General features: G+C 42.1%; 14 protein-coding genes and 1 pseudogene. 9 read left to right on the top strand and 6 right to left on the bottom strand.

Annotated elements, in window-relative coordinates; translation table 11 throughout:
• Window positions 1–10 precede the first annotated feature (10 nt).
• Complete coding sequence (aspS, locus tag P4S60_RS05960) at window positions 11–1,780, bottom strand: aspartate--tRNA ligase (protein ID WP_337115341.1); 1,770 nt, start codon at window positions 1,778–1,780, stop codon at window positions 11–13.
• Between the two features lie 227 nt (window positions 1,781–2,007).
• Here aspS and P4S60_RS05955 point away from each other — a divergent pair, with 227 nt between their 5' ends.
• Both P4S60_RS05955 and P4S60_RS05950 read left to right on the top strand, forming a co-directional pair.
• Window positions 2,008–2,856: a DUF72 domain-containing protein gene (locus P4S60_RS05955; RefSeq protein ID WP_166339428.1), complete on the top strand. Its 849-nt coding sequence runs from the start codon at window positions 2,008–2,010 to the stop codon at window positions 2,854–2,856.
• Window positions 2,857–2,878: 22 nt separating this feature from the next.
• A complete protein-coding gene (locus tag P4S60_RS05950) occupies window positions 2,879–3,373 on the top strand; it encodes a M48 metallopeptidase family protein (protein ID WP_337115340.1) in 495 nt (164 codons plus the stop codon).
• A 118-nt stretch (window positions 3,374–3,491) separates the two neighbouring features.
• Here the strand turns inward: P4S60_RS05950 and P4S60_RS05945 are convergent.
• The 4 genes and pseudogenes from P4S60_RS05945 to P4S60_RS05930 form a co-directional block, all read right to left on the bottom strand.
• Window positions 3,492–4,507 (bottom strand): annotated as a pseudogene (locus P4S60_RS05945) (DUF5924 family protein).
• A gap of 132 nt (window positions 4,508–4,639) precedes the next feature.
• On the bottom strand, window positions 4,640–4,942 hold the full coding sequence (locus P4S60_RS05940) for an immunity protein TriTu family protein (RefSeq protein WP_337115339.1): 303 nt from the start codon (window positions 4,940–4,942) through the stop codon (window positions 4,640–4,642).
• Window positions 4,943–5,017: 75 nt separating this feature from the next.
• The gene (locus P4S60_RS05935; RefSeq protein WP_337115338.1) at window positions 5,018–5,296 is read right to left on the bottom strand and encodes a hypothetical protein; all 279 of its coding nucleotides are present in this window, start codon (window positions 5,294–5,296) and stop codon (window positions 5,018–5,020) included.
• Between the two features lie 244 nt (window positions 5,297–5,540).
• Entirely contained in the window at window positions 5,541–6,221 is a 681-nt protein-coding gene (locus P4S60_RS05930) for a DUF3334 family protein (RefSeq protein ID WP_054561772.1), read from the bottom strand.
• Window positions 6,222–6,339: 118 nt separating this feature from the next.
• On the opposite strand from P4S60_RS05930, the gene cmoA reads away from it, so the two are divergent.
• From cmoA to P4S60_RS05905, 5 genes are all read left to right on the top strand, one after another.
• The gene (cmoA, locus tag P4S60_RS05925; protein WP_058585302.1) at window positions 6,340–7,065 is read left to right on the top strand and encodes a carboxy-S-adenosyl-L-methionine synthase CmoA; all 726 of its coding nucleotides are present in this window, start codon (window positions 6,340–6,342) and stop codon (window positions 7,063–7,065) included.
• Window positions 7,066–7,092: 27 nt separating this feature from the next.
• Window positions 7,093–8,061: a tRNA 5-methoxyuridine(34)/uridine 5-oxyacetic acid(34) synthase CmoB gene (cmoB, locus tag P4S60_RS05920; RefSeq protein WP_337115336.1), complete on the top strand. Its 969-nt coding sequence runs from the start codon at window positions 7,093–7,095 to the stop codon at window positions 8,059–8,061.
• Between the two features lie 201 nt (window positions 8,062–8,262).
• Window positions 8,263–9,315, top strand: coding sequence for a phosphoribosylformylglycinamidine cyclo-ligase (gene purM, locus P4S60_RS05915; protein ID WP_063705981.1), 1,053 nt, complete (start codon window positions 8,263–8,265; stop codon window positions 9,313–9,315).
• A complete protein-coding gene (purN, locus tag P4S60_RS05910) occupies window positions 9,315–9,962 on the top strand; it encodes a phosphoribosylglycinamide formyltransferase (RefSeq protein WP_337115335.1) in 648 nt (215 codons plus the stop codon). The genes purM and purN overlap by 1 nt, the downstream gene beginning before the upstream one ends.
• Window positions 9,907–10,710: a DUF3108 domain-containing protein gene (locus P4S60_RS05905; protein WP_337115334.1), complete on the top strand. Its 804-nt coding sequence runs from the start codon at window positions 9,907–9,909 to the stop codon at window positions 10,708–10,710. Before purN ends, P4S60_RS05905 begins: the two co-directional genes overlap by 56 nt.
• A gap of 15 nt (window positions 10,711–10,725) precedes the next feature.
• On the opposite strand, the gene P4S60_RS05900 is transcribed toward P4S60_RS05905, so the two are convergent.
• Complete coding sequence (locus P4S60_RS05900; protein ID WP_337115332.1) at window positions 10,726–11,490, bottom strand: class II glutamine amidotransferase; 765 nt, start codon at window positions 11,488–11,490, stop codon at window positions 10,726–10,728.
• Between the two features lie 336 nt (window positions 11,491–11,826).
• Here P4S60_RS05900 and fadE point away from each other — a divergent pair, with 336 nt between their 5' ends.
• Together fadE and P4S60_RS05890 are read left to right on the top strand one after the other, a co-directional pair.
• Window positions 11,827–14,283: an acyl-CoA dehydrogenase FadE gene (gene fadE, locus P4S60_RS05895; protein WP_337115331.1), complete on the top strand. Its 2,457-nt coding sequence runs from the start codon at window positions 11,827–11,829 to the stop codon at window positions 14,281–14,283.
• A 199-nt stretch (window positions 14,284–14,482) separates the two neighbouring features.
• A complete protein-coding gene (locus tag P4S60_RS05890; protein ID WP_337115330.1) occupies window positions 14,483–16,408 on the top strand; it encodes a S9 family peptidase in 1,926 nt (641 codons plus the stop codon).
• The last annotated feature ends 48 nt before the right edge of the window (window positions 16,409–16,456 follow it).

Here is a 16,456-nt window from a genome sequence, read left to right as displayed (position 1 = left end):
TTATTATGAATTATTCAGCGTCTTTCGCTACAACATTAATTGCAAGCTCAGTTAATGCATCTGCATTTGCTTTGCTTGGTGCATCTGTTAATAAACATGATGCTTGAGTTGTTTTAGGGAAAGCAATAACGTCACGAATGTTATCAGTACCGCATAACAGCATAACTAAGCGATCAAGACCAAACGCAAGACCTGCATGCGGTGGTGTACCGTATTTAAGTGCGTCAAGTAAGAAACCAAACTTGTCTTGTTGCTCTTGCGATTCGATACCTAAGATTCTGAATGCTGTTTCTTGCATTTCTGCATTGTGAATACGTACCGAACCACCACCAACTTCGTAGCCGTTTAATACCATGTCGTATGCATCTGATAGTGCACCAGCTGGGTTTGCTTCAAGCTCTTGGGCAGAAATACCTTTCGGTGCAGTGAATGGGTGGTGAACCGCATGCAATGTACCTTCGTCGTCTTCTTCGAACATCGGGAAGTCAACAACCCATAATGGTTTCCAGCTATCTAGATCAGTAATGCCTAAATCAACACCAATCTTAAGACGTAACGCCCCCATTGCTTCGTTTACAACGTTGCGCTTGTCAGCACCAAATAAAATGATGTCGCCAGATTGTGCGTTAGTACGCTCAAGTAATTGGTTGATCACTTCTTCGTTTAAGAACTTAGCGATTGGTGATTGTACACCTTCAACGCCCGCAGCACGGTCGTTCACTTTCATCCATGCTAGGCCTTTCGCGCCATAGATACCGATGAATTTAGTGTAATCGTCGATTTGTTTACGAGAAAGCTCAGCACCGCCTGGTACAGTTAATACCGCAACACGGCCTTTTTCGTCATTAGCAGGACCAGAGAATACTTTAAACTCAACGTCTTTTACTAAATCAGCAACGTCAACAAGCTGCATTGGGTTACGTAGGTCTGGTTTATCAGAACCATATAAACGCATTGCTTCGCTGTAAGGCATTACTGGGAAGTCGCCTAAGTCAACGTCTAATAATGATTGCCACATTTCACGGATCATTTTTTCAGTCATTGCACGCACTTGATCAGAGCTCATGAATGACGTCTCTAAATCGATTTGTGTGAATTCAGGCTGACGGTCAGCACGTAAGTCTTCGTCACGGAAACATTTAACAATTTGATAGTAACGGTCAAAGCCCGACATCATTAATAATTGTTTAAATAACTGTGGTGACTGAGGTAAAGCGTAGAAGCTACCTTTATGAACACGGCTAGGTACTAAGTAGTCACGAGCACCTTCTGGTGTTGCTTTTGTTAATACCGGTGTTTCGATATCTAAGAAACCGTTGTCATCTAAGAAACGACGCACAAAGCTGCTCGCTTTTGCACGAAGTTTGATACGGTCGCTCATTTCAAGACGACGTAAATCTAGGTAACGGTATTTTAAGCGGCGCTCTTCAGAGTTTTGCTGATTAAAGTCAAGTGGTAATGGCTCTGAACGGTTGATGATAGTTAAGCTTGTGCCTAAAATTTCAACTTCACCTGTTGCCATGTCTTTATTTACTTGACTATCAGGGCGTGCGCGAACAACACCTTTTAACTGCACACAAAACTCTTGACGTAGTTTATTCGCAGTATCCATTAATCCTTCTACTTCAGGATCAAAAACAACTTGTACTAAACCTTCTCTGTCACGTAAATCGACGAAGATAAGGCCACCAAGGTCACGGCGTTTGTTGATCCAACCACATAGTTCAACTTCTTGATCTACGTGAGATTTATTTAGCTGTCCGCAATATATAGAGCGCATAGTATTCCTGTCAGTTAAAGACTTATAGCCGCCTGCTCTTAAGAGTTCGCTATTTTGAGAGCAAAAGCCACTATACAAAGTAATCATTTAAGGCAGAGCATTATACCCAAACCATCTCAAAATGCGAGTGCCAGCAGTGCCTGTCGGGGGCTAAATATATACCCCGACTTCTGAGCAAACATTTCTTTTGATACACTAGCTAAAGTTTAAATTTATTGGTTGATTTAATGCTGTATTTAGGTTGTCCGCAGTGGTCTAGCACCGCATGGAAAGGAAATTTACTCTCTAGTCACTGTAAAAGCGCCGACATGCTCAGTGAGTATGCGCAATGCTTTAACTCAGTCGAAGGCAACACCAGTTTTTATGCTGACCCAAGTCATGAGTCATTATTGCGCTGGCATGATGCGGTACCTGAAGACTTTAAATTTACTTTTAAGTTTCATCGGCGTTTTAGCCACGAATTACAACTGACGAATATAACTAGTGAGCTTAATGCATGGCTAAACTTATTTGAGCCAATTTTTGCTAAAACGGGGCAAATCATGTTACAGCTACCCCGCGCCTTTGGACCAGATGCCCTACCCCTTCTTGCTAATTTTATTGCACAACTCCCCAAACAACTTAGTTACGGTGTAGAAGTACGTCACCCCGGCTTTTTTAATAAAGATGATGCTGAGATTCGTTTAAATCAGCTGCTAATTGAAAATAATATAGATCGCATCAGCATGGATACCCGCGCTTTGTTTGCTGTTCCCGCCGATACCGATGCACTCATTGATGCGCAAAAGAAAAAACCTTATTTACCTGTGCATGCCATTGCAACAGGAAATCAGCCTATGCTGCGCTTTGTGATTGCCAGTCTTGAACATGAATACAAGTCGTATTACCAGCCATGGCTGAAAAAAGTAAAGCAATGGCTTGATGAAGGTAAATCACCCTATTTGTTTTTTCATACCGCAGATAATCGCCAGTCACCACTTTTAGCAAGACAGTTTTGCCAAGATTTAGGTTACAATCACCCCGTGCTTGCGCCTTTTATGGGTGAACGCGAAGCAAGCCAAAGCAGTTTATTTTAGCGCCCGATTTATCAGAGAAAACATGAAAGATTACAGCCGTTATTTTCAAGGTTACCCGCCCCACATCATTGAGCAAGTGTTACAGTTATTTAATGGCGACAGGGCCGCAAAATACCTAAAGGGCAAATACCCTGATGCCCATAGCATTACCAGCGATAAAGCTTTATACAATTACGCCACTGAGCTGAAAAAGCGCTATCTTAAAAATGCCCTGCCATTTGGCCGTGCTGCATTCAAAAAACAAGGCGATATGGTCATGAATGCCTTAGGCACCCATACTTTCCGTATGCAAGGTAAAACCCGAAAACACGACCTTGCCATTAATAGCGACCTACTTCGCGCACCTGAGCCACTTCTCAAAGCACTCGTCGTACACGAGCTAGCTCATTTTAAAGAAAAAGACCACAACAAAGCGTTTTACCAATTATGCTGCCATATGGAGCCGCAATACCATCAACTAGAACTGGACTTAAGAATATTCAGTGTGTTGGTAGGTGAAGGGAAGAATCCGTATTAAATCTATCAGCTATCCAAAACATAAACCTGGGGAATGAATGTTAAGCTCTTGTTGTTCAAAACACTAATAACTATCCCCCATCTCGATCAGCTAAAAACTGACGGCTGAAAGCTGACAGCTAAACTTCTGAAACCTCAAACCTTCTTTGCCCTATCAGCTGCCCAGACTCGGTCACCACTTTAACGACCCATTTTCCTGCAGCATTAGCAGGGAAATTCGTTTTATGGCTCCACGCTCGATAGCCCTCTTTACGACCACCAGAAATATCCAAGGCTATGCGGTCAACTTCTTTTCGATTATGCACCCAGACGTGGAAGATTTTTTCATTTAAACCTCGCGGTGCTTTTACCGCACTAAAACTATATAGACCGTTTTCATGCAAGCTATGCTCAGTGAGTTCTGTTATTGGCGAAAGCGGTTTACGAGCTTGTTCATCAAGCTGATACGACATGCTCATATCGGTTAAACGCAGTGCCGCAGGTGGCACAAAGCTACGTAATTGCCAAAGCCCAGCACCTAATGCACAAAGCAATAACACCAACAGCGGGAAACGCCACCATTTTGCATTCGGCATCAAATTGCCAAGACTAGGGACCGTTAAAATAACAGCCGTGATCAGTGCAATTTCAAAACTTTGGCTGGTTGTTAACTTTAATAAAATAGGTAAGGTAACCGATAGCACGACAAACAAAGAAAAGCTATGAAACACACTAAACCAGACACTGTGCCTTGCAAGCTTTTTGTAATAGAGGGGTCAACAACAGAAACGAACGCACAAAGTATAATTAAGGCGGTAAACGCGGCCTGACCATGGTCCCAAGTAGTCACCGCCAAGAAAAATGGTAAAGCAAAAAACAAACTTTCTTGCTGCACAACTTGCAGCGCAAATCGCATCACGTTGGGCGACACCGCCACACCAAAACGCTCCTCTACTTTATCTCTTAGCCAGTTATCTATTAACAACCACAACCAAGTGACTAATAACAAAATAGAGATAAGCTGCGAAAACGATTCTTTTCTTTCAACAAAGACATAGCTTGCCACACCACTGCAAAAAGCTAACACCGCCATCAACCCCGGCCGCTTCTGCATCATGAAAACAAATTTAGTTATAAAGTTTTTTAAGTAATTCATGTAATCATCAAATCCATTTAAGGCTTTATGAGTAAAGCATAAATTGGATGAATGTAGGCTTTAAAACGAGCTTTAAGTTCAAAGCTTTAAACTGTAAGTTTTGAGCCAAGACTAGTTACTCAACTACATCGATTATGAAGGTTCGTAAATAACAATTTGACTCAACCACCAGTTAAGTTCATCGTCAATTTGCCATGCCTCACATGAATTCAGATGTTTTAAAATTACCAGCTTATCAGACTGACAACTAACTGCTTTTAATACAAGGTTACCATTTTCCCAAAGTGTTGCCCTTGCTATAAGGCCATTGCCCTTAATTTCAATGTATTGAGCTTTAGTTGGCTCACCCAATTGAGCAGAAAAAACCACCTTGAGATTTTCAATTGTCAAAATTTTAGATTTTGAATTTCTCCAATTTTCTAATTCTTGTAGCACTATTTTCCTCAACCTAAGAATGTAAGCAATTGCTACCAAGCACTATTTTTTATACCAAGGTAGCTTACAAGGCCCTTAACCTAATGAGTCAAAGCAAATTTCCGTGTAACTCTCATGTGAAATACCAAGGTTAAATTTTCCATACTCAGCTTGATTAGATTCGCTATCTTCAAGCCAAAGTTGTTTTGCCTCTAACAAATCAGAAATATTATCAATCTCTCGGACTCCATTAAGTACAACATGTAAAGTCTCCGATTGAGTTTGGAATGTCACAAACACTTGAAACTCACTCCCAGTGCGTTTTAACTTTACTTCATCGACTATAACATCTTGATATATTCTATTAAATTTCAATTCAACTGCCTATTGAGTTATTTCAATAAATTAATCTATGTATTACACACCAAAACATTAACTTAACGAAAGCTGCAAACCATATTTCAAACTTAGGGCTTAGTCCCCTCAATTGAATTTCAGCGTTGAAATAAACTCAACATAAAACACTAAGTTCTATAGCCTTTTAAAAACAAAAAAGCGCGGTCTGACCCGCGCCTCTGTTTTATCTGACGGCTGATAGCTGACAGCTCAAGTCGTTAGGTTACAAACCAAGCTCTGCCATAAAATCATCATCTGCATCGTCTGCTTGTGATGATGCTTTTTGCTTTTCAGCTTTTTGTTTGGCTTCGTTTTCGATGATGTCATCTGGGTCAACCGCTTCTGAAATATCAAAATCATGTAGTTTGATAAATTCAGTTTTATCCATTGCCAGTTCTAGATAGAAGATATTTTGCTTCGCTGTAGTGAAGGTCACACGGCGTGCTTGTGGTCTATCCATAGTGGTATCGACAGAGATTTGCACTTGCTTATTAATCGCCATCATCTTCGGTTGGTTTTGCGTGATTGAAGTATGCAGCTGGTCGCGTACTTTTGACGTAAAGTCACCAACGATTTGGTTCATCAGCTCGCCGAGTACGTTTGCCACATCATCTGATAAATGGCTTTGTGCAATTTCGTCCTCAGGCATACCCATGTTACGCATATAGTCATGGTAAATTTCCATGGCTGCTTGCGCTGTGAAGTTTGTTACCACAAGACCGGTAAAGCCACCATCGAACAATACAAAACAGCCAATATCTGGGCGCATACAGGTGCGGGTGATTTTTTGAACCATAGCAGAATAACTAATACTGTTACCGCTTGCTGAAGACAGAACTCCAGTCACTGAATGACACAGAGTTGATAAGATATCTTCTGTACTGATCACTTTGCTTTTTGTCATTAAACTTCTCTTTTTTGTACTTGTTATTGATAATTCTAGCCAAGCTACTGAATTTATCACTGACTATCCAGTTAAAAATGCTAAAATAGCGGTATTATTTTTTAAAGAGACTGTTCACGTGACGCAAAAAGACAGTATTTATGCCACTGAGCAAGCGGTTAAAGACTTTAGCTTTGACCAACATGTAGTAGAAGTTTTCCCTGATATGATCCAGCGCTCGGTGCCAGGTTATGCAACTATTGTTAGCACCATGGGTAAGCTGGCTGGTGAGTACGCGCAAAGCAATTCAAACCTATACGACTTAGGCTGTTCTCTTGGTGCTGTAACGTTAAGTATGCGCCGTAATATTCGCACTGATAACTGTAATATTATTGCCGTCGATAACTCAGAAGCGATGGTTGAGCGCTGTAAATTACATTTACAAGGTTTTCGCTCTGAAGTACCAGTCACAGTTACACTAGGTGATATCAACGATTTAGCTATCGAGAATGCCTCTGTGGTCGCGATGAACTTTACACTACAGTTTATTCCACCTGAAAAGCGCCAAGCGGTGCTTGAAAAGATTTACGCAAATTTAAAACCAGGCGGTGTTTTGCTGCTGAGCGAAAAAATTAGAGGTGAAAATGAGCAATGCGATAATTTGCTCATTGATTTACACCATGATTTTAAACGTCATAACGGCTATTCGGAGCTTGAGATCAGCCAAAAGCGTACGGCTATCGAAAATGTCATGCGCCCTGATCATTTATCTACCCACTTAAACCGATTAAGTGAAATTGGTTTTAGCCAAACACAAGTGTGGTATCAATGTTTTAACTTCTGCTCGATGATTGCAATCAAGTAATCATCACAACGATATAAAGAGTATTTCATGTCTCAATGGTTTAACCAATTTTACGTCGCGATTGCACAAAGCCCGCTTAGTCACTGGCTCGAAACTTTGCCTGGTCAATTAAAGCACTGGGAACTCGAAGCCAGCCACGGCGATTTACCAAAATGGCAAAAAGTGCTGAAAAACTTACCTGAAGTAAGCACAAACCATGTAAACCTTCAGGATAAAGTACAAATTGGCACCGGTGATGAGCTATCTGAAGGTCAGCAAAAACAGTTAACGCATTTATTAAAGCGCATGATGCCATGGCGTAAAGGGCCATTTAGCTTACACGGTATCGAAATTGATACTGAGTGGCGCAGTGATTGGAAATGGGATCGTTTACTGCCTCATATCGAACCCTTAAAAGGCCGCACAGTGCTTGATATTGGCTGTGGCTCGGGTTATCACTTATGGCGCATGCGCGGTGAAGGCGCTAATTTTGTAGTGGGCATTGATCCATCCGATTTGTTCTTATGCCAATTCCAAGCGATAAAGCATTATCACCAAGATGAAAACGTGCATTTATTGCCGTTAGGTGTTGAAGCTCTGCCTGAGCTAAAAGCATTCGATACAGTATTTTCAATGGGTGTTTTATATCATCGTCGCTCACCTATCGACTTTTTAGCGCAATTAAAAGCACAGCTTCGCCCAGGGGGTGAGTTAGTCCTTGAAACACTGGTTGTTGAAGGTGATGAGCACACAGTTTTAGTGCCAACTGACCGCTATGCGAAAATGCGTAATGTATGGTTTATCCCAAGCACCGCGGCATTAAAACTATGGATGGAGCGCGTTGGCTTTAAAGATGTACAAGTTAAAGACTGTGCAATCACAACGCTTGAAGAGCAACGTAAAACCCAGTGGATGGAAAACGAATCACTGGTCGACTTTTTAGACCCAAATGACACCAGCAAAACCATTGAAGGTTACCCTGCCCCTCTTCGCGCTATTTTAACAGCGAAAGCCTAACAAATAGTAAGAAGTTTCTAGTTACAAGGTAGAAGGGTCATTTGCTTGATACTTTTGCCTTGTTACTTGAAAGCAAAAAAACCGGACAACTGTCCTTGTCAAGTCGGTTAAAGTGATTTTTCAACTAGCCGCGCCAGTGCAATTGTTGTAAAATACGCGCGTTTCTAAGCAACCCACATGCAACTTTTTTGAGGAAAACCTGTGAGCGAACAAAAACAGTCTCTTAGCTATAAAGACGCGGGCGTAGATATCGATGCCGGTAATGCACTTGTTGAGCGTATTAAAGGCGTAGTTAAAAAAACCAGACGTCCTGAAGTAATGGGCGGTATCGGTGGTTTTGGCGCACTTTGCGAACTACCAACTGGCTATAAAGAGCCTGTACTGGTTGCTGGCACTGACGGTGTTGGTACAAAACTACGTTTAGCAATCGATCTTAAAAAGCACGACACAGTGGGTATCGACCTTGTTGCTATGTGTGTAAACGACCTTATTGTACAAGGTGCAGAGCCACTATTTTTCCTTGATTACTATGCAACGGGTAAATTAGACGTAGATACTGCGGCTGATGTTGTAACAGGTATTGGTAAAGGCTGTGAGCTTTCTGGCTGTGCATTAATCGGTGGTGAAACTGCTGAAATGCCAGGTATGTACGACGGCGAAGACTACGACATGGCTGGTTTCTGTACTGGTGTTGTAGAAAAATCAAAAATTATCGACGGTACTAAAGTTGCTGCAGGCGACCAATTAATCGCTCTTGCATCAAGTGGTCCTCATTCAAACGGCTTCTCATTAATTCGTAAAGTTCTTGAAGTATCTGGCGCAGACACGAGCGCTGAGCTTGAAGGCAAAACACTTGGCGATCACCTTTTAGAGCCAACTCGCATCTACGTTAAACAACTACTTGAGCTATTCAAGCAGGTTGACGTACACGCGTTATCTCACATCACGGGTGGTGGTTTCTGGGAAAACATCCCGCGCGTACTTCCTGAGTCTGCAAAAGCAGTGATCAAAGGTGACAGCTGGGAATGGCCTGTAGTTTTCAACTGGTTACAAGAAAACGGCAACATCACAACACACGAAATGTACCGTACATTCAACTGTGGTGTTGGTATGATTTTAGTTGTTCCAGCAGACAAACTTGAGCAAAGCTTAACAATTCTTAAAGATCTTGGCGAAAATGCATGGCATATCGGTGAGATCCAAGATGCGAAAGCAGGCGAAGAGCAAGTAGAAATTTTAGGTGGTCGTGACTAATGACCCCTTGTCGTCTTGTTGTATTAATTTCTGGTAGCGGTTCTAATCTTCAAGCCATCATCGACGCGTGTGCGCGTGGTGAAATAAAGGCCGAAATCGCCGCTGTAATTAGTAATAAAGCCGACGCCTATGGCCTTGAGCGAGCAAAAAATGCAGGTATACAAACACGTGTACTTAGCCATAAAGATTTTGACTCGCGCGAGGCCTATGATGCTGAGTTAATGGACATTATTGACAATTTTGAACCAAATCTAGTTGTATTAGCTGGTTTTATGCGTATTCTTACACCTAGCTTAGTGCAAAAATTTAAGGGAAAAATGTTGAACATTCATCCTTCTTTGTTGCCTAAGTACCAAGGGCTGAATACCCACCAACGAGCGATAGATGCAAACGATGACGTTCATGGTGTTAGTGTTCACTTTGTCACAGAAGAACTAGACGGCGGTCCCGTTGTTCTTCAAGCCAAAGTGCCGGTACTCGAAAACGATACCGCAGAGACACTCGCACAACGTGTTCATCAGCAAGAACATATAATCTATCCATTGGTGGTCAAGTGGTTCAGTGAACAACGACTCAAGATGGAAGCAGATTATGCAGTTTTTGACGAAAAGAAACTTCCTGCACACGGCGCGCACTACCCAGAATAAAAATCTAAGTGCCCTACTCGCTTGTGTGGGCACTTTATTACTTCCTACCAGTGTTTTAGCTGGCGACCTCACTCAATATGAAGCCAAATACGATGTACTTCGTAAAGGCGAAACCCATGGTAAAGCAGTACGCGAGCTGAAAAAAGCCGCAGACGGTAACTACGTGATCACTTATCACAGTGAAATCGAATGGATGATTTTTTCAGACTCACGAAAAGAAACATCTAAATTTACGTACCATGATCAAAAAATTTCTCCACTAAGTTACACCATGGAACGTTCGGGCACCGGGCCTGATAAAGAATACAGCTTAAAATTTGATGCAGCGCAAAAGCAAGTTCAAAGCAGCGAAAGTAAATATCCATTGAAGCTGGATTGGTCAGATGATTTTCAAGATTCTCTGTCTTACCAAGTGCAAGTACGCGAAGAGCTAAAGCAAGGTAAAACACAATTATCGTATCCATTGATTGATAAAAAAGGCAACCTTCGCAATTACGACTTTGAAGTTATCGGCACAGAAATGATTTCGCTACCTGTTGGTAATGTAGAAGCAATTAAAGTTAAACGTTTATACGATAACGATAAACGTCAAGCACTTGCTTGGTTTGCCCCAGAAATGGACTACATGCTAGTTCGTATGTGGAAAGGTGAAAAAGGCGTAGAGCAATTTGAAGTGCAACTTAATTCATTTACCGTGACCACGCCAGTCGCCGTAACAAATGAAGTGAGTAACGAAGCGCCTGAGTAGCGCTTCATCTTTTATTTAAATCTTTTCGCCCATTTTAAAAAGTGAAAACTCACCGGGCTCCATTTTCTGCCAGCGTTCATCATTGGTGAGTGGCCTTGTTGCAATCACAGTAACCACATCGTTCGGTGTGGTTTCTTTTTGAAAATCAATCACCATGTCTGCATCAATTAATGTCGCTTTGCCAAACGGTGCACGGCGAGTGATCCAATGTAAGTTATTGGTGCAATAGGCTAAAACATAAACTCCATCAGTAAGCAGCATATTAAATACGCCTTTTTCACGCAGTGTGTGGGCAAGCTTGGCAGCATAACGAAATACAGACGCCATATTCGATGGGCGTTTAGGGTATTTTTCGCGAATTTTATCGAGCAGCCAACAAAACGCCAGCTCACTGTCGGTATTGCCAACAGGTCGATAGTAATCTGGTTTTAAATCATGATAATTCGATAGTTGCCCGTTGTGGGCATACGTAATCTCGCGTCCCCATAACTCACGAGTAAATGGGTGGGTGTTTTCAAGGCACACTCGACCACGGTTTCCTTGGCGAATATGGCTTATCACTGAAATACTTTTTATTGGATACGCTTTAACTAACTTGGCAATTTCTGATTGGCAACTTGGCTCTGGATCTTTAAATGTACGACAGCCTTTACCTTCGTAAAAAGTGATGCCCCAGCCATCTTTATGCGGGCCAGTATTACCACCGCGTTCTAATAATCCTGAAAAACTGAAACAAATATCCGTTGGTACATTGGCCGACATGCCAAGCAACTCACACATAGAACTCTTAACCTATAAAACTAATCGAAGGAAGGCATGATGGGCTGATCCCTGCCTGTGCTCATTGTTAAACATAGCGTTAAAGATGGCAACTGCTATGCTGAGATTTTCAGAACTATCTGAGCAATTCACAACTAATCGCCAGTATAACGGCGCTGATTATAAGTAATTACTCAACAATTCCTCACTCGCTGTAAATGTTTTTGCACTGATAGCCATTTTTAAATGAATAAAACTCGTTACACTGACTGTTTTAATCCCTGTTCCCCTCTTGATAATTCGCTTTTCAAGCGCTACTCTAAAAGAGGTGGTCTGACCTCTATTAAGGAATAATCAATGACTCTCATATTTTTACTTGGTTTACTCGTGCTGCTTAGTATTGCGAGTTACCACAGAGCAAGCTGGAATACCTGCTTAGGTATTGCCGTTGCGACTTTACTTGTTGGCACATTTGCTGGCGCGTTTGGCGCAATTAGTTGGCTACTATTCTTACTTATCGCTGTGCCACTTTCTGTGACTGGCGTTCGTCAACAATACATCATCAAACCTATCTTCGCTGCTTTCAAAAAAGTAACCCCGACGATGTCGGAAACTGAAAAATCAGCAATCGATGCCGGTACTACGTGGTGGGAAGCGGATCTATTTTGCGGTCGTCCTGACTGGAACAAATTACACCAATACCCAGCACCTAAACTGACTATCGAAGAGCAAGCGTTTATTGATGGTCCAGTTGAAGAAGTGTGTAGCATGCTAGATGACTGGCACGCAACTCACGAACTAACTGATTTACCGCAAGATGTTTGGCAATATCTAAAAGATAATAAATTCTTTGCCATGATCATCAAAAAAGAATACGGCGGTTTAGAGTTTTCTGCTTATGCACAATCGTGTGTACTACAAAAACTAACAAGTAAATCAACGTTACTTTCATCTATCGTAGGTGTACCTAACTCATTAGGTCCGGGCGAATTACTTCAGCACTATGGTACTAAAGAGCAAAAAGATCATTACTTACCGCGCTTAGCAAGTGGTCAAGAAATTCCATGTTTTGCTTTAACATCACCAGAAGCCGGTTCTGACGCAAGTGCAATTCCTGATTACGGTGTTGTTTGTAAAGGTCAGTGGAATGGTGAAGAAGTTGTCGGTATTAGCCTAACATGGAACAAGCGTTACATTACTCTAGCTCCAGTTGCGACTGTACTTGGTCTTGCATTTAAACTACAAGATCCTGACGGTTTACTAGGTGATGACAAAGAGCCTGGTATTACCTGTGCGCTGATCCCTACAGATACTCCTGGAGTAGAAATTGGCCGTCGTCACTTCCCGCTAAACGTTCCATTCCAAAATGGTCCTACTCGCGGCAAAGACATCTTCGTACCACTTGATTACATCATTGGTGGCCCGAAAATGGCTGGTCAAGGCTGGCGTATGCTTGTTGAATGTTTATCTGTTGGTCGTGCAATCACCTTGCCGTCTAACTCAACAGGTGGCATTAAAACAATTGCGCTTGCAACAGGCTCTTACAGCCGTATTCGTCGTCAATTCCGTTTACCAATTGGTCAAATGGAAGGTGTTGAAGAATCAATGGCAAAACTTGCAGGTTACGCATATAGCTCTGATGCTGCTGTTAGCATGTCTACAGGGGCTGTTGACCTTGGTGAAAAACCATCGGTTGTATCTGCGATTATCAAATACCACTTAACTGAGCAAATGCGTGAAGCGACTATTCACGGCATGGATGTTCATGGTGGTAAAGGCATCATGCTTGGTCCAAACAACTACTTAGGCCGTGGCTACCAAGGTGCGCCAATTGCTATTACCGTTGAAGGTGCAAACATCTTAACACGTAACATGATCATTTATGGTCAAGGTGCAATTCGTTGTCATCCATTCGTGTTAACTGAGCTAGGTGCTTGTGCAATTGAAGACCGTGAAGAAGCGCTTGCAGTATTCGATAAGGCGTTAATGGGTCACGTTGGCTTTACTATTTCGAATCTTGTTCGTACTAAGTGGTTAGCACTAACGAATGCTCGCTTCACAAGTACACCATACAAAGACGAAACCGCTGAGTTTTATCGCGTTGCGTCACGTTTCAGTGCATCATTAGCATTAATGTCAGATATCAGCATGGCGGTATTTGGTGGTTCACTAAAACGTAAAGAGCGTATCTCTGCACGTTTAGGTGACTTACTAAGCTACTTATACCTTGTATCTGCAACACTTAAACGTTACAACGACGAAGGCCGTAAAAAAGAAGATTTTGCGCTTGTTCAATGGAGCTGCCAAGATCACCTTTACCACTGCCAACGTGCACTCGCTGACTTAATCAATAACATGCCATCTGCACCACTACGTGCAATGCTAAAAATCATGTTATTCCCATTCGGTCGTCCAGTTCGTAAGCCTACTGATAAGCTTGAGCATAAACTTGCTCACTTATTACAAGTACCGAGCGAAACTCGTAATCGTTTAGCTAACTACATTTACCTTAAAAACGAGCCGCTTAACTTAGTTGGTCGTCAAGAGCAAACGCTGAAAGACATTCTTGAAGTTGAGCCTCTGTTTGACAAGGTATGCCGTGAAAAAGGCGTGAAACTGCCTTTCTTCCAGCTTGATAAAGTAGCGCAAATGGGCCTAGAGGCAGGTATTTTAAGCCAAGCTGAAGCCGACAAACTAGCTGCTGTTGAAAAAGCCCGTCTTGACGTTATTAACGTTGACGACTTTGACCCAGCAGACTTAGTTGCAGGTAAAGTAGCCCGCGGCGAGAGCAATAAAAAAGCTGACGCCGCTTAAGATAGCAAAACAATTCCAATTGTTATGAAAAACCAAACCAGCGCAAATTGCGCTGGTTTTTTTGTTTATAAACCCTCTAGCGCATTCCTTGTCCCTAATTAGTTACATGATTTGTAACAAATATCGAACTGGTAAAACTTGCGTTTATATAATGAACAGGCAAGACTCTATAGCGAAAAATAGATAAGGAATAATTACAATGAAACCGAGTTTTCAACTAGCAGCCGTGGCATGTGCACTCAGCCTTGCACTTGCAGGATGTTCACAATCAACCCAATCAACTAGCACCACCGAAAGCGTGCAACAAAGCCAAACTGTTAAACAGTATGATGCTGAAACCTTTTTTGATACAACCTCAATTATGGGCAGTAGTTTTTCACCAAAAGGCGACAAAATACTCGTTAGCAGTGATGAAAGCGGCATTTATAGCCTGTATGAAGTAGATATAAAAACCGCCAAAAAAACCCGCTTAACAGACTTTGAAGACAGTACTTATGCAGTGGCTTATTTCCCTAAAGATGAGCGCGTACTATTTACTAAAGACTCTGGCGGTAACGAGCGTTATCACATCTACGTTCGCGAAACAGACGGCACAGTTAAAGATCTTACGCCAGGTGAAGAAACCCGTGCAGGATTTGCAGGCTTTACTGAAGATGCGAAACACTTTTTTATAACCAGCAATCAGCGTGATGCTAAGTTTATGGACCTATATCGTGTTGATGCTAACAGCTATGAAGTAACGCCTGTTTATCAAAATACTATGGGGCTAGATGTCGGCGCAATCAGCCCTGACGGCCGCTTTATTGCTTTATCGAAAAACAATTCGAACAAAGACAGCGATGTGTTCATTCTCGATACGCGTAAGAAAACACTGAAACCAGAGCTTATTACCCGTCATGACGATGACGCTAAGTATGGCCCAGAAACCTTCTCAAGAGACAGTAAATCATTATATTACTCAACCGATGCCAAAGGTGAATTTGCAGAGGTGTGGCGCTATGACTTAACGACCGGCGAGCACAGCCCTGCCCTCAAAGATGAGTGGGATGTGAGTTTTATTTACTTCTCTAAATCTGGCCGTTATCAAGTAAGCGGTGTTAATGCTGACGCAAGCACTAAAGTGTCGATAATTGATACCACCACAGGTAAAGGTATTGCCATGCCATCGCTGCCTGCTGGTAACTTACGTGGTGTGAACTTTTCAGCTGATGAAAAGACCATGGCGTTTTATTTAAATTCAGATACCTCGCCAAGTAACCTATTTGTGTGGCAACTCGGTGAATCAAAAGCTAAACAATTAACCAACACATTAAGTGATGCAATTGATCAAAATGACTTGGTTAAAAGCACTATTGTGCGCTTTAAAAGCTTTGATGGTTTAGAAATCCCTGGGGTTTTATATAAGCCTAAGCAAGCTAATAGCAACAACAAAGTACCAGCTTTAGTTTGGGTGCACGGCGGCCCTGGAGGCCAAAGTCGCACAGGATATAGTGCAATGCAGCAGCATCTAGTCAATCATGGTTATGCCATTTTTGCAGTTAATAACCGTGGCAGCTCAGGCTATGGTAAAACCTTCTTCCATTTAGATGATAAAAAACATGGCACTGATGATTTACAAGATATCGTATACGGCAAAAAGCATCTACAAAGCCTCGATTGGGTCGATGCTGACAAAATTGGCATCATAGGGGGTAGTTACGGTGGCTTTATGACCGCCGCCGCACTTGCCTTTGAACCTGAAGAGTTCAAAGTAGGTATCAACATCTTTGGTGTAACAAACTGGGTTAGAACCTTAAACTCGATTCCACCATGGTGGGAAAGCTTTAAAAAGGCGCTGTATGACGAAATGGGCGACCCTGCTACAGACGGTGAACGTCACCGTGCAATTTCGCCACTATTTCATGCTAAAAACATCACCAAGCCATTAATGGTGATCCAAGGTGCTAACGACCCTCGCGTTTTACAAGTTGAAAGCGATGAGCTCGTTGCCGCAGTGAAAGCAAATGGTGTGCCTGTCGAATATGTATTATTTGATGATGAAGGCCATGGTTTTACTAAAAAGGAAAACCGCATAAAAGCTTCAAACGCATATCTTGAGTTTTTAAATACTTATTTAGATAAGTAGCAAGATTGCAAAGATAAAGAGCCGGTATTTATACCGGCTTTTTTATGC

The sequence above is a fragment of the Pseudoalteromonas sp. Hal040 genome (assembly GCF_037162425.1).
Classification (GTDB): Bacteria; Pseudomonadota; Gammaproteobacteria; order Enterobacterales; family Alteromonadaceae; genus Pseudoalteromonas; species Pseudoalteromonas gelatinilytica.
This window is presented reverse-complemented; position numbering and strand designations above follow the sequence as displayed.

Bases quoted from the DNA above. Each gene is read 5' to 3' on its own strand.
- aspS (WP_337115341.1), bottom strand. From the start codon at position 1,780: ATGCGCTCTATATATTGCGGACAGCTAAATAAATCTCACGTAGATCAA.
- P4S60_RS05955 (WP_166339428.1), top strand. From the start codon at position 2,008: ATGCTGTATTTAGGTTGTCCGCAGTGGTCTAGCACCGCATGGAAAGGA.
- P4S60_RS05950 (WP_337115340.1), top strand. From the start codon at position 2,879: ATGAAAGATTACAGCCGTTATTTTCAAGGTTACCCGCCCCACATCATT.
- P4S60_RS05930 (WP_054561772.1), bottom strand. From the start codon at position 6,221: ATGACAAAAAGCAAAGTGATCAGTACAGAAGATATCTTATCAACTCTG.
- cmoB (WP_337115336.1), top strand. From the start codon at position 7,093: ATGTCTCAATGGTTTAACCAATTTTACGTCGCGATTGCACAAAGCCCG.
- purN (WP_337115335.1), top strand. From the start codon at position 9,315: ATGACCCCTTGTCGTCTTGTTGTATTAATTTCTGGTAGCGGTTCTAAT.
- P4S60_RS05905 (WP_337115334.1), top strand. From the start codon at position 9,907: ATGCAGTTTTTGACGAAAAGAAACTTCCTGCACACGGCGCGCACTACC.
- P4S60_RS05900 (WP_337115332.1), bottom strand. From the start codon at position 11,490: ATGTGTGAGTTGCTTGGCATGTCGGCCAATGTACCAACGGATATTTGT.
- fadE (WP_337115331.1), top strand. From the start codon at position 11,827: ATGACTCTCATATTTTTACTTGGTTTACTCGTGCTGCTTAGTATTGCG.
- P4S60_RS05890 (WP_337115330.1), top strand. From the start codon at position 14,483: ATGAAACCGAGTTTTCAACTAGCAGCCGTGGCATGTGCACTCAGCCTT.